Raw genomic sequence first — 13,364 nt, 5'->3', positions numbered from 1 at the left:
TATGATTGCGCGGTGGCGATCCCCACGGACCTCGAGCGTGCGCGTCACCTCGCATTCGCCGCCAACGAGGAGGCGGCCAAGGATCTCCTGCTGTCTCTGGTGCCGCAGATCGAGCAGGCCGGCCGCGACGACTGGATGCTCGAGGTGTACGCGCTGCTCGGCGAGATCTACCTCGTCCGCACCGCATACGACGGCACCGAGGAATGCCTGAACCGGATGCGGGAATGCCTGGCCGTCTATTCGGCGATCCTCGCGGGTACCAAGCCCGAAGCCGCGGCACAGGTGACGATGTCGACGGCCGAGATCGAGCTGATGGTGCGCCGGTACTCGCGGCGCGCGCAGTTCCTGCAGACAGGGTTGGCCGCAGCGCACGGTGACCATGAGACCGCCGAGGCCGCGTTGATCGCACTGACCGACGACGAGCCGGTCGCCGAACTCGCCACCGAACACCGATTCCTGGTCACCTACGCCGAGATCCTGTGTGCGGTCGCGCTGTGTGACGACGACCTGCACGTGAAGTCGATCCCGTTGTGGGAGCGCGTGATCGACGTGATCGACCGTCCCGGCGACGGTGGCGAACACCACGATCACCTCCTCGTCCTGGGAGCCACCGGCTATGGCAGGTTCTGCGTCGAGACCGGCCGGCTCGTTGCGGCCGAGCCCTGGCTGCGGCGGGCGGGCGCGCGCGCGGAGACGCGTGGATGGAGGCTCGCAGTGGCGCGCACCCAACTCGAACGTGCGACGGCGGCGTGGTCGGCGGGGGACCGGCCGCAGGCGCAGACGTTGGTCCACGAGGCATATCCGGCCATCGCCGAACACCTTCGCGCACACGATGTCTCGCGGTGCTGGCTGTACTTCGGGCTGATCAGCATCTCCGTGAACGCGCTCGACGACGCCGACGAACGACTCGGCCATGCCGAACGGCACTGGCGTGAAATCGAGAAGCCCGTGCACATCCACCGGATCCTGTTGCAGCGCAGCTGGGTCGACATCTTCCGCGGAGACTTCGCCGCAGCACTCGAGCGCGTCGGACAGGCTCGTGAACTGCTCGACGCGTGGCCCCGCCACAGCTGGCTGCAGTACGCCCGCCTCGACGACCAGCTCGGCAACATCTGGCGGGCCGACGCACTTGCCGATCCCGTCCACGCGGCGGAGAAGCTCCAGAAGGCCGCCGAACTCAAACTTCCCGCCGCGATGGCCGTCGACTCGGTACGGTACGCGATTCCCGACGCCGACGCCCGAATGCGTTGGGCGACCTACGTTTCCGCTCCGATCCTCGCCGGCGCGTTCGCCGTCGCATGGGAGTGGGGCAACACCGAACTGGTCAGTGAGCTCATCGAATACCACAGCGCGCGCGGAACCTTCACCGCCGAACCCGCTTCCGCCGACGCTATGGACTGGGCGGGCACCGCCACAGCGGCCGTACCCGTGGAGTCCGCCGACGAGTACGCGCTGGTCGCCGCCGGGCCGATGGTTACCGCGAGCGCGTCGCTGACCAGGCTCGGACCGTTGCCGCCGCTGGTGATGGACCCGGCCACCGCCCCGATCATCGGTCGTTACCGCGCCCTGGCAGCCGAGCGGTACGGCCGCGACGTGACCGCGGACGAGCCCGCGTGGTGCACGTGGCCCTGACCAAGACTCTCGTCCTGCGGTTCGCCGACGTCGGGGTGGCGACGTACGCCGGGCTGCGGGTTGTGGGAGACCCGTCGCGAACCGTCACCTGGGTGGTCGAACAGCCGGACCTCGTCGCAGCCGAACAGCGGCTGGCCGAGGCGCTGCCCGACCCACTCGGCACCGAAACCCGTCGTGACGCACTCGACCGCGCGATCGCACGAGGCGCCTTCGCCTCGCCCACAGCCGAAATCGAGCTTGCGCGCGCACTGGGCACACAACTGATCGCCCCCGCCGCCTGGCAGCTGCTCGTCGAGCATGGGGCGTCACCGCGCGCGACGCTGTTCGTGTCCCCGAGCGCGCGGCTGGCCAGGATCCCCTGGGGTCTGCTGGCGGCGCCGGAGGAAGACGGCATCCGGCTGATGGAGCTGGCCGAGGTCATGATGGCCGTGCCACCCAATATCGTCAATTCGCCGCGGGCATTAGCGAATTGGAACGACAGAAGCGACAACCCCGTTCTGTTGGTGCTCGACCCGCGCGTCCCCGGCCAGCGCCCGGACGCGGCGTTGGGCTCCGTGCTCGGCAAACCGTCGCCTGATACCGCCCTGGCTCGTCATTTCGCCGATCTCGCCGACCGCCGCCCGGTGCTGCCGGACGTGGCGGCCGTCACCGAGTTGTTCCGGCGTACCGACGCCGACCGCGGTTGGCTCGCCGGTCAGCTCGCGCGCCGGCCCGGTCGCATGGTTTACGTCGGGCACGCCACCGCCGCCGACGGCGACGCCGGCCACGCGGACCGCGCGGCCCTGCACCTCGCCGAAGAGCGACCGCTCACCGCGGGTGAGCTCATGGCGGCGCGATTGCCCTTTCCTCCGCGGGTTGCGCTGCTGGCGTGCGCATCCGGCGGGGACTATCAGTTCGACGAGGCCAGTGGGCTGGTGGCGGCGATGGTCCTGGGTGGGGCCCAATTGGTCACTGCCACGTTGTGGTCGCTGCCGACGACGGCGGGCTACCGGCAGTTCGCCGCTTCCGAGGCCGACCCGATGAGCGAGGCGATCGTAGCCGTCGACCGCGCCCATGAGGCCGACGAGGCCGGCCGGGCGGTGAACCGCTGGCAGCGGGACCGGATGCGCGACTGGCGCGGTGGCGATTTGACCGCCAGCCCGCTGTATTGGGCGGCGCTGGCCAGCTTCGCCGTTGACGGCGCGCGCTGATCACACCGGCGCCACGCAGATCGCCACGGCGGTCTCGTCACCGGGACAGTAGTAGGTGTCGATGACGCTGCCGGGAGAGACCTTGACCAGCGCCGACGCCGGCACCAACGCGGTCTCCCGGGCGGGAAACTGCCCGCCTTCAGGCTTTTTGACCATCACATCGAGTTCGACTTCCCGGCAGTCCTCGAGCGCCTGCCCGGTGGGCCGCATTGCGGTGACAACTGCCGGTGAACGGATGCCGTTGCGGATCAACTCGAGTCGGTCGCGGGTGAGCAGGCCCTTGCGCACCATCGTCCGGTCGAACTCCGCTCGCGCGGCGAGGATGTCCTCCGCCGTGGCCAGGCGCTCGTCGGCCTCACCGCAATCCACTCGGGAGAGCTTCCAAGCGGGTAGTAACGAAGCGGCCGTCGTGCCGATGTAAACGATGCAGACGAACGCGAACAGCGCAGTGAACATGACCTCAAGGGTCGGGCGGGCGCGCCGCTACCGAACCCAACTTTGCTGCTGTCCACAACCGGAACCTACTTCTATCCTGTCCTGATGAGCACCGGGACGGCCGTGGCCGTCGCCCATCCGCGCCGGGCGGTCATCGACCGCGCCTGGCGCGCCATCGGGCCCGGTGTCGAAGTGCTCAGCAGCGAGGACGGCGGGCCGCTGCGGCGAACGGTGAAACGGATCATCGATCCGCTGGTCCTGCGGCTGCGATCGAACACCCAATTCTCGGCGCCGTTCGTGGCGCCCGATGTGGCCGATGCGATGTACGACGCGATCGTCGGGCACGGTGCGCAACTGCGGGACACCGCGGCCTGGTTCGACGTCCTCAAACGGGAGCGGCGTCGGTTGCGCATCACCTCGGGCAATGCCCAAGAGCTGTACTTCCCGGTGTGTTTCGAGCTGGCCGTGACGAAAGGGCCGCCCGCACAACATGGTTCCGGTGCCGAGGAGGTGCTGCGCGAGATACACGATGAACGCGACCGCACCGCGATCGAAGTACTGAACCGGTTCGTGTCCGACGAGAAGGTCATCACCGAACTGGAGAGGCAGCTGAGTCGCAGTTGGCGAGATGTTCGCGCGGGTACCGATATCACCGGCCCGTTCATGGCCGGACTGACCACGGTGCTCGGCCCCGCCGACGGCCACTCTGCCTCCGCCGCGCGACAGCGTGTGTGGCAGGCGTTGATCGCCGACGCCGCGCCGTACAACCTCGGAGCCAAGGCGCGCAGCGGACCGGCCGAGCTGCCATGGTCGATCGTGGATCTCGGCCTGAGTTCTGTTGAACCACAACCGCAGCCGAGCATCATCGGTGGGCCGGACCACGACCGGCCCCTGAACCGCAGCGTGATCGACAGGGTGCGCGCAACGCTGCGAAGGGCTATGGACCGCGACGAACTTCCCGATGTGCCGACATTGTGCGCCGAAGAGGTCGACCGGGCGTGCGCTCCCTGGGGGCTGATAGGAGAGGACAAGCAGGCAACGCTGGTCGCGGGAATCGAGGTCGCGGTGCATCTCGCGCCGCTGGCCGATGGCGCCGTGCCCCGCTACGAGTTGGCCCGCCAGATTCAGGCGCGGCTCCGCAAAGAGGCTTATGTGCTGCATGCGCGCCGCTATCTGGCCGCCGACGGGCCGATCCATCCGCGCCAGCAGCAGGTGATCGACGAGCTGGCGATGTTCGCGCGCCCGTACCTGAGCCGGTTGTGGGTCCGGCTGCACGGCCGCGACGTGTGGCAGGAGCCGTGTGGCGACGTCGACGAGGTTCGTGCGGTGCTCGAAGGGGTGGCGAGGTCGGTCAGCCTGGACCACCGCCAGCGGATCAAGACGATGCTCGAGATGCAGGTGGCGGGATGAGGCTGATGGCCGATTCGGGCCTGTGGACAACGGGACCGCTGGTGGCCCCGGCTCCGGTGGTCGCCGTTCTCGAAGTCAGCGGTGCGGTGCTGTCGTGGACGGTCGACGAGCCGACGGATGCCCAGATCACGTTCACCGATCCGGCGCGAGCGGACTGGTTGTGGCGGGTGGTCGGCGAGGCCGGCCACCACGCGGTGATCTCCGCGGTGGGTGATCGCGCCGCAGTCGACAGCGTCGAGGTGACCGGTGTGGCCCTGGTACCCGATGCACTCGAACCGCTGCGCCGGCTCGCGCTCGGCCACTGGCTGCGGCGCTGGTGGCCGGCAAGTCAACGCGATGCGATCGCGACGCTCGACGGGGCGCTCCTGGATGCCGAAGTCGCGCTGCTGACGGCCGCAGCGCAGGACTACTTCGGCGACGACACCTTCGACTCGGAGATCGCCCATCTGCTGGCACCGCATGCCGCGGCACTGAACGCTGCAGCGCACGAAGGTGATCCACGGGTGACCGCGCTCATCGAGCTGTGTCGCGATGTGGCCGACGATGTCGGGGTCGCACTCGATGCGGACCAGGTGAGCGGTCGGCGCGCCGACTATGCGCTTGCTGCAGGGGCGGATTCGCGAGCCCGAGGTCCCGCGGTCATCGCCGGCGGCACCGCCTCGCTCAATTGGGCAGCCGTACCACCGGGAGTCTTCGACGCCGCCGAGGACACCGTCGAATGGTCGGTGGAAGCGGCCGACGACGGTGTGAGCGCGGTCGTCGAGGTGGAGTTGACGGGGCTGGGCTCGCCCCACGGCATCGCGGTGCGGTTGGAGTCAGGGGCCGTCGGCGGGGCGGGCGTACTCGGCGCGGACGGGCGTGCATCGTTTCCCGTTGCCGACACCGACGCGACACCGATCACCGAAGCGGTTGCCTGGAACCATGACTGGCGCGGCGCGAGGGTGGTGGTGGGCGCCGATATCGACGAGTCGGCGCACACCCGCGACCGGGTCCGCGCGTTCGCCCGGTCGCGGATGGATCGACCCGGCCCCGATGCGTTCCTGGCCGAGATCCTCGCCGCCGAATCGGACTACTGAGATTCGTCGGACTGTTTGCGCATCTGCTCGCGGATCTGTTCGAGACGCTCGGCCGCTGCTCGCTGGCGCTCGTCGTATTGCTCGGCGACGCTTCGACCCTCGGGGGTTTCAGCCGCGAGCTCGGAGGCGCCGATCGCGGTGCTGTAGCGCGTCTCGACCTTCTCCCGCACGGCGTCGAACGTCGGCACACCACCCGGTGTGTAGCCGCTTTCGACGGGCTCGACCGGCGTGGTGGACTCGGGCTTCGGGTCCACGACCTCGGCCTCGACGGCGGGTTGCTGATCTTGTTCCGGAGTGGTGTCGCCCGGCATGCCGTCCACGCTACCCGCTCACAGGTCGAGGCGGTTGTGACAATTTTGACGAAAGTCCGGCGCTGCTCGAACGCTGCGCGTAGCGTCTTGCCGTTATCACTGCGAAAGGAACCACCATGCGCGGCACCATCATCTTCTCAGCGGTTGTCGGCGTCGCCATGGCGCTGGGCACAGCGGCACCGGCCCTCGCCGACGAGACCGACGACATCTTCGTCGCGGTGCTCGAAGAAGAGGGAATTCCGTTCTCGACACCCAAGGACGCAATCACCCTCGCCCACGCGGTATGTGACTACGTGGCCACCGGGCAGAAGCCCGAACAGGTCGCGGTCGAGATCAGCGAACCGGCCAACTGGAGCCTGGACCAGAGCGGGTTCTTCGTCGGTGCCGCGACCCAATCTTACTGCCCGTCGTAGCTTCTCCGACGCGGTCGCCCGCAGGCGTTATTGGACATCGACTGCCGGGAATGCCTGCTGCCCTTATGGTTCGCTGCCTACCGCGACGTTCGACAACCCGGAGCCTCCTCGCGGCAGGCCCGCGCCAACAGCCGGACAGCTACTTCGGCTTCCCGGTCGGCGCGTCGGCGCTAACGGGAAGCTGACGCGGCCCGTCCGGCGGTGGCGTCGGTGTTCCGACATCGCGGACCGCGGTCAGCCTAGGGGTGGCAGCGGCCCCCGGCGTGCCCAGTTGGCTTGCCAGCCACGGCAGCGCCGTGGCGAACGCATGGGCGGCGTACGGCCAGTCGTGCACGCCCGGCTGGACCACCACCGAGCAGGTGATGCCATGTGCCGTGCCCAGGCCGGACAGCACGCCGGCCGCGTCCTTCTGCGCGGCGTCCGCCGTGTTGACATCGAATCGGCCCGTGAGGCCGAAATACCGGCCGTGTCGGCGGATCACCGTTGTCGGGTCGAACGCCGCGTACGCTGCGGCATCACCGCCGAACAGGCGCTCGATCGTCTGATCCTTGGTGCCCGAGTTTGGGCTCAGGTCGCCGGCGATGTCGTCGAAGACCCCGAACATATCGGGATGCATCACCGCCAGGTCGACGGCGCAGGTGCCTCCCATCGACCAACCCACGACTCCCCAGTTCGCCTGTCTGGAGCTGACTTTGAACGTCGATATCATGTACGGCACGACGTCCTTGGTTAGATGGTCGGCGGCGTTACCGCGCTTGCCGTTGACACATTCGGTGTCGTTGCGAAACGTGCCACCGGCGTCGACGAAGACGAGAACCGGGGAGTACCCGCCGTGCCCGGAGGCGAAGTCGTCCGCCGTGGCGACCGCATTGCCGGCACGAACCCAATCCGCCGGGGTGTTGAACTCGCCTCCGATCATCATCACGGTGGGAAGCGGAGGTGGGGGACTGGTCGCGTACCACGCCGGTGGCAGGTAGACGAGCTCAGTGCGGTGTTGGAAGCCCGAGGCCGTGTCGGCGATGTGCACCGGGACGACCGTGCCCTTCGCCGGGATCTGATGCCGATCCTGCATCGCCTGCATCGTCGCCGCGTCCGTCTGGTCAGGAAGCGGTCCCGCGGTCAGTTGATTCCACGCCGCTTGCACGGTGGGGAGGTAGCCCACCCATAGGTTGACGACCAGTGCCGCGGACAACAGACACAACGGCAGCGCCATCAGCGAGACGCCCCGACGCCACCAGCGGGCGCCTTGCCAGCCGGCGACCAGCACAGCGCACGCAGTGCCCGTGAGCCCCACCCACACCCACAGCGAAGGTGGTGCGGGGTTGCCCGAAAGTCCTTCCGACGCAAAGAAGGCGTACGTCGCCACCGTCAGCACAAGGCCGCACAGCGCCGCCCACGGCACCCACACCTGGCGCCACCGACGTGTTCGCCAGCCGATCGCAGCGATCAGCGCGATCGCGGCGGCTACCTGTACCGCTGTGGGAATCCAGCCATGCATCAACGACAGGTGCCCACGAAGCGCATGAGCCAGCGTCGCCGATGTCACGAACTACAGAGTGACGGGTAATCCTTGTGGGGCGCTGTGGGGCAGCTGTCAACCGCGCGGATTCGCTGTCAACGGGGCTTGGCCAACGGGAACGGCAGCGTCTCGCGGATGCTGCGGCCCGTGATCAGCATGACGACGCGGTCCACACCCATGCCCAATCCGCCGGTGGGCGGCATCGCGTACTCCATCGCCTGGAGGAAGTCTTCGTCGAGTTCCATCGCCTCGGGATCGCCGCCCGCGGCCAGCAGCGACTGCTCCTGTAACCGGCGTCGCTGCTCGACCGGATCGGTGAGTTCGCTGTAGGCGGTGCCGAGTTCGACTCCCCAGGCCACCAGATCCCAGCGCTCGGCGACGCCGGGAATGCTGCGGTGCGGGCGGGTCAGCGGCGACACGGACGTCGGGAAGTCCTTGTAGAACGTCGGCGCCTCGGTGCGGTCCTCGACCAGCCGCTCAAAGAGTTCCAGCACCACCGCGCCTGCATCCCAGTGCGTCAGGTACGGAATGGCCGCGGCGTCACACAGTTGGCGCAACCGTGGCAGTTCGGTGTCGGGGCCGATCTGTTCACCGAGGGCTTCGGACACCGCATCGTGCACGGTTTTGACCGTCCACTGACCGGAGATGTCGACGGGTTCGAGTCCACCGCCTTCCTGCGGCCGGTAGAACACCTGGGTACCGTTGGCGGCCTCGGCGGCGTTCTGGATGAGCTGCCGGCAGCCGTCGATCCAGACGTTGTAGTCGGCATGCGCCTGATACGCCTCCAGCAGAGTGAATTCGGGGTTGTGGCTGAAGTCGACGCCTTCGTTGCGGAACGCCCTGCCCAGCTCGAAAACCCGCTCGACACCGCCCACGCAGAGCCGCTTGAGGTACAGCTCAGGAGCGATCCGCAGGTAGAGGTCCAGATCGTAGGCGTTGATGTGGGTGAGGAACGGCCGGGCGTTCGCGCCGCCGTGGATCTGTTGCAGGATCGGGGTCTCGACCTCCAGGAACCCCTTGCCCACCAACGTTTCCCGAATCGCATGCAGCACGCCGCTGCGCGCGCGGATGAGGTCGCGAGCCTCGGTGTTGATCGCCAGGTCGACGTAGCGGGCGCGCACACGGGCTTCCTGGTCGGTCAACCCCTTCCACTTGTCCGGCAGTGGACGCAGACATTTGCCGATCATCCGCCAGTCACGGACCAGAAGTGAGCGGGTGCCCTTCTTGCTGTAGCCCATCGTGCCCGACACCTCGATGAGGTCGCCGAGATCGATGGCGTGCGTGAAGTCGGCCGTCGTCGCCGATTCGAGCAGCGAGTTGTCCAGCAGCAGCTGGACTTCGCCGGACCAGTCGCGCAGCTGGGCGAACAGAACGCCGCCGTAGTCGCGGCTGCGCAGCACCCGCCCCGCCACCGTGACCGAAACGTCGTCGTCGGCCTCGATCGCCTCGGCGATGGTGTGCGACGGTGGCGTACCGACGGGATAGGCATCGATTCCGTTGTCCTGCAGCGCCTTCAGCTTGGCCATGCGCACTCGCACCTGTTCAGGCAGCCGCGGCTCATCGGCGTCGGGCAGATCGGCCGCCAGCCCGCTGAGATCGGGGGCCGTACCGTCGTGGTGCAACAGTCCGGTCGCCATCAGATCCTGCGGCACCGCCGTGTGGTGTCCGGTGTGCGGCTGTTCGTGACGCCGCGAAAAGGGCAGCACCAGAAATCCTTCGGCGATCACCGACGCCACCCCGACCCGTGGCACCAGTCGGGCGTCGTCGTAGCAGGCGTAACGCGGCACCCAGTCCGGTTGGTATTTCATGTTCGAGCGGTACAGCGTCTCGAGCTGCCACCATCGGGAGAAGAACACGAGCAGGCTGCGCCACAGCCGGGCGACCGGGCCCGCCCCGAGCTGAGCGCCCTGTTCGAACGCCGAGCGGAACATGGCGAAGTTCAACGAGATTCGTGTGATGCCGATGTCCTCGGCCTGCATGCACAGTTCGCTGACCATCAGTTCGATGGTGCCGTTGGGGGAGTGGGGTGCGCGCCGCATCAAGTCCAGCGAGACGCCGTTGGTGCCCCAGGGCACCAGTGACAGCATGGCGACGACTTCGTCTGTCCCGCCCGCGTTCTGGACCGCTTCCACAAGGAGGCAGTCGCCGTCGGCCGGGTCGCCGAGCCGGCCGAGTGCCATCGAGAAGCCGCGTTCGTCCTCGGTGTCGCGCCAGGCCTCGGCGCGGGCGATGACGTCGGCCATCTCCTCGGCGCCCAGGTCGCGGTGCCTGCGGATGCGCACGCTCACGCCCGCACGCCGCGCCCGGGTCACGGCCTGTCGGACCGCGCGCATATCCGGCCCGGACAGCCGGAAACTGTCGGGATACAGAATGGCCTCGTCGCCGAGTTGCAGGGCGTTGAGCCCGGCCTCGCGGAACGCCTCGGCGCCCGCCGAACTCGCGCCCATCACCCCGGGGGCCCAGCCGTAGGTCTGACACAACGCGAGCCACGCCTCGATCGCCGCCGGCCACGCCTTGGGATCGCCGACCGGATCCCCGCTCGCCAGGCACACACCGACTTCCACCCGGTAGGTGATGGCGGCCCGACCGTTGGGCGCGAACACCACCGCCTTGTCGCGGCGCGTCGCGAAGTACCCGAGCGAGTCGTTTTTGCCGAACAACTCCAGCAGCCCGCGCAGCGCGGATTCGTCCTCACCGGTCAGCGCGTTCTCGGCGCGCTGGGACTGGAACAACACGATCGCCGCGACCATCAGAGCCAGTGCGCCGAAAAGGCCCAGCACAGCGTTGATCAGGACGTGCGGATGACCGGTGAAGTTCGAGGAGTCGGCGCCCGCGAACGCGCTGACCCGGTTCAGCGCATACCAGAACCGGTCGTCACTGGTCAGCGTGCCCGGGAACAGTTCGAGCAGGCCCCATCCGATCAGGGTGCCGATCGCCATCCCCGCGACCAGCACGACCGCTGCCTTCAGCAGGGCACCGCGGCGCACCTTCGCCCAGAACTCGCCACGAGCCAGCAGCAGGAACAGGATCGCGGCGACGTGGAAGGCCAGCCCGATGACTTCGCCGATCTCCTCGACCACCGACTCGTCGCCGGACACCAGGTCCGCGATGTTGAAGACGATCGCACCCACCATGTAGGCGACGAGGATCAACCAGGCTATCCGCTTGCGCGCCGCCAGCGCCGCGGCCAGCAGCGCCAGCACGAACGCCCAGGCGAAGCTGGTGTCGGGGAAGTTGAAGATGTAGTCATTGACGAACTCGCGCGGAACCCGGATAACCGACCGCACGAACGGCGAGACGCTCGCCAACAACGAGAGCGTGGCGATGATGCCTACCGTCCAGCCCGCCGCCGCGGGCACCCACCAGTACCTCGACCTGCGGCGGGTAACGGGCAGGCTAGCGACGGTCATAGGCCGCGACATTATTCGGTTGGGACCCCAAATGGGTGGCGACTCACGACCAGACGGGTCCGGTGAATTTCTCGCCGGGGCCTTGCCCTGGTTCGTCGGGCGATGCGCTGGCCTCACGGAAGGCCAGCTGCAGCGTCTTCATCCCGTCACGCACCGGTCCGGCATGGGGTCCGAGATACTCCGCGGACGCGGTGACCAACCCGGCCAGCGCGGTGATCAACCGGCGGGCCTCGTCGAGATCGCGGTACGGGCTCTCGTCGGGATTGTCGGACGACAGCCCGAGCTTCTCGGCGGCGGCGCTCATCAGCATCACGGCCGACCGGGTGATCACCTCGACGGCGGGCACCTCCGCGAGTTCACGAACGGCGGTGCCGTTCAGATCACCTGAGCCGGCCGTGCCGTTCAGATCACCTGAGCCGGCCGTGCCGTTCAGATCACCTGAGCCGGCGGTGCCGTTCAGATCACCTGGGCCGGCCGGGTCAGCTGAGTTCGGGTCATCGGTCATGCCTGCTAGACTGGCATGCGCGACCGTCCCGGCAAACGCCAGGGACAGCAAGTGGAGTCCCCCTCCCACCGCTGGCCATACCGGCTCAGCGGTCCGGTCACAGGCAACAGATTGCCTGTCCTGGTCGGCTGTGGGCCCTGCTTTGAGCAGGGCTTTTCTGTTCGTTGAGCAGAGCTGACGGAGTGGGCTCCTAGAGGACAACATAGGAGGCCCCATCAGCACTGAGACCCGCGTCAACGAGCGCATCCGCGTACCTGAAGTCCGCCTGATCGGACCGGGCGGTGAACAGGTAGGCATCGTGCGCATCGAAGATGCCCTCCGCGTCGCCGCGGATGCCGATCTCGATCTCGTCGAAGTAGCACCGGATGCCAAACCCCCGGTCTGCAAGATCATGGACTACGGAAAGTTCAAATACGAGACGGCTCAGAAGGCGCGCGAGTCTCGCAAGAACCAGCAGCAGACCGTCGTCAAGGAACAGAAGCTCCGTCCCAAGATCGACCCGCACGACTACGAGACCAAAAAGGGTCACGTGATCCGCTTCCTCGAGGCCGGGTCCAAGGTCAAGGTGACGATCATGTTCCGCGGCCGCGAACAGTCGCGACCCGAATTGGGCTTCCGTCTCCTGCAGCGGCTGGGCGCCGACGTCGCCGACTACGGCTTCGTCGAGACCTCGGCCAAGCAGGACGGCCGCAACATGACGATGGTGCTGGCCCCGCACCGCGGCGCGAAGACTCGCGCCAAGGCGGCGCAACAGGCCGAAGGCTCCGCAGAGCCGGCCGCAGCACCCGACCGAAACAGTTAGAACAACAGAGCAGAGGACCTATGCCCAAGGCGAAGACCCACAGCGGCGCTTCCAAGCGGTTCCGTCGCACCGGGACCGGCAAGATCGTGCGCCAGAAGGCCAACCGCCGCCACTTGCTCGAGCACAAGCCGAGCAAGCGCACCCGGCGACTCGCCGGCCGCACCGAGGTGTCGGCCGCCGACAACGCCCGCATCAAGAAGATGCTCAACGGCTGACCGACGAACACGTACGACCTGAACGAAGGACATTCCCATGGCACGCGTCAAGCGCGCAGTCAACGCCCAGAAGAAGCGGCGGACAATCCTCAAGGCCTCCAAGGGTTACCGGGGGCAGCGGTCGCGGCTGTACCGCAAGGCCAAAGAGCAGCAGCTGCATTCGCTCAACTACGCCTATCGTGACCGGCGCGCCCGCAAGGGCGAGTTCCGCAAGCTGTGGATCTCGCGTATCAATGCCGCGGCCCGCGCCAACGACATCACCTACAACCGGCTGATCCAGGGGCTGAAGGCCGCTGGCGTCGAGGTGGACCGCAAGAACCTCGCCGAGATCGCCGTCAGCGATCCCGCGGCGTTCACCGCGCTGGTCGAGGTCGCCAAGGGCGCACTGCCCGAGGACGTGAACGCGCCGTCGGGCGAGGCTGCCTGACGCTCACCGAACGCTCCGC

The 13,364-nt window shown here is 67.8% G+C and carries 13 protein-coding genes; 8 read left to right on the top strand and 5 right to left on the bottom strand.

The window, feature by feature from the left end; all coding sequences use genetic code 11:
- The first annotated feature begins 12 nt into the window (after positions 1-12).
- Positions 13-1,632, top strand: a complete 1,620-nt coding sequence (locus A5759_RS00215) for a hypothetical protein (RefSeq protein ID WP_068192455.1) — start codon at positions 13-15, stop codon at positions 1,630-1,632.
- The gene (locus A5759_RS00210; protein ID WP_156616755.1) at positions 1,614-2,822 is read left to right on the top strand and encodes a CHAT domain-containing protein; all 1,209 of its coding nucleotides are present in this window, start codon (positions 1,614-1,616) and stop codon (positions 2,820-2,822) included. Before A5759_RS00215 ends, A5759_RS00210 begins: the two co-directional genes overlap by 19 nt.
- Here A5759_RS00210 and A5759_RS00205 read toward each other — a convergent pair whose 3' ends face one another.
- Positions 2,823-3,278: a hypothetical protein gene (locus A5759_RS00205; RefSeq protein ID WP_068192362.1), complete on the bottom strand. Its 456-nt coding sequence runs from the start codon at positions 3,276-3,278 to the stop codon at positions 2,823-2,825. It lies immediately after the preceding gene.
- Positions 3,279-3,362: 84 nt separating this feature from the next.
- On the opposite strand from A5759_RS00205, the gene A5759_RS00200 reads away from it, so the two are divergent.
- Both A5759_RS00200 and A5759_RS00195 read left to right on the top strand, forming a co-directional pair.
- Positions 3,363-4,667 (top strand): hypothetical protein, encoded by a 1,305-nt coding sequence (locus A5759_RS00200; protein WP_068192453.1) that lies wholly within the window; start codon positions 3,363-3,365, stop codon positions 4,665-4,667.
- Positions 4,664-5,743, top strand: coding sequence for a hypothetical protein (locus A5759_RS00195; protein WP_068192358.1), 1,080 nt, complete (start codon positions 4,664-4,666; stop codon positions 5,741-5,743). Before A5759_RS00200 ends, A5759_RS00195 begins: the two co-directional genes overlap by 4 nt.
- Here the strand turns inward: A5759_RS00195 and A5759_RS00190 are convergent.
- Positions 5,737-6,054: a hypothetical protein gene (locus A5759_RS00190; protein WP_231984489.1), complete on the bottom strand. Its 318-nt coding sequence runs from the start codon at positions 6,052-6,054 to the stop codon at positions 5,737-5,739. The genes A5759_RS00195 and A5759_RS00190 overlap by 7 nt on opposite strands.
- Positions 6,055-6,170: 116 nt before the next feature.
- On the opposite strand from A5759_RS00190, the gene A5759_RS00185 reads away from it, so the two are divergent.
- Positions 6,171-6,467, top strand: coding sequence for a DUF732 domain-containing protein (locus tag A5759_RS00185; RefSeq protein ID WP_068192355.1), 297 nt, complete (start codon positions 6,171-6,173; stop codon positions 6,465-6,467).
- A gap of 139 nt (positions 6,468-6,606) precedes the next feature.
- Here A5759_RS00185 and A5759_RS00180 read toward each other — a convergent pair whose 3' ends face one another.
- From A5759_RS00180 to A5759_RS00170, 3 genes are all read right to left on the bottom strand, one after another.
- Positions 6,607-7,965: an alpha/beta hydrolase family protein gene (locus A5759_RS00180; RefSeq protein ID WP_082961886.1), complete on the bottom strand. Its 1,359-nt coding sequence runs from the start codon at positions 7,963-7,965 to the stop codon at positions 6,607-6,609.
- Positions 7,966-8,081: 116 nt separating this feature from the next.
- Positions 8,082-11,396, bottom strand: a complete 3,315-nt coding sequence (lysX, locus tag A5759_RS00175) for a bifunctional lysylphosphatidylglycerol synthetase/lysine--tRNA ligase LysX (protein WP_068192350.1) — start codon at positions 11,394-11,396, stop codon at positions 8,082-8,084.
- 43 nt (positions 11,397-11,439) lie between these two features.
- Positions 11,440-11,901, bottom strand: coding sequence for a DUF1844 domain-containing protein (locus tag A5759_RS00170; protein ID WP_231984488.1), 462 nt, complete (start codon positions 11,899-11,901; stop codon positions 11,440-11,442).
- A gap of 214 nt (positions 11,902-12,115) precedes the next feature.
- On the opposite strand from A5759_RS00170, the gene infC reads away from it, so the two are divergent.
- The 3 genes from infC to rplT are packed head-to-tail and all read left to right on the top strand — an operon-like array spanning position 12,116 to position 13,345.
- Entirely contained in the window at positions 12,116-12,703 is a 588-nt protein-coding gene (gene infC, locus A5759_RS00165) for a translation initiation factor IF-3 (protein WP_082693995.1), read from the top strand.
- A 20-nt stretch (positions 12,704-12,723) separates the two neighbouring features.
- Positions 12,724-12,918 (top strand): 50S ribosomal protein L35, encoded by a 195-nt coding sequence (gene rpmI / locus A5759_RS00160; RefSeq protein WP_064395677.1) that lies wholly within the window; start codon positions 12,724-12,726, stop codon positions 12,916-12,918.
- A 37-nt stretch (positions 12,919-12,955) separates the two neighbouring features.
- Positions 12,956-13,345 carry a 50S ribosomal protein L20 gene (gene rplT / locus A5759_RS00155; protein ID WP_064346258.1) on the top strand — a complete coding sequence of 130 codons (390 nt, stop codon included), beginning with the start codon at positions 12,956-12,958 and terminating at the stop codon, positions 13,343-13,345.
- Positions 13,346-13,364 lie beyond the last annotated feature (19 nt).

It is taken from the genome of Mycobacterium sp. 852014-52144_SCH5372336, assembly GCF_001665615.1.
GTDB classification, from domain to species: Bacteria; Actinomycetota; Actinomycetes; order Mycobacteriales; family Mycobacteriaceae; genus Mycobacterium; species Mycobacterium neumannii_A.
This window is presented reverse-complemented; position numbering and strand designations above follow the sequence as displayed.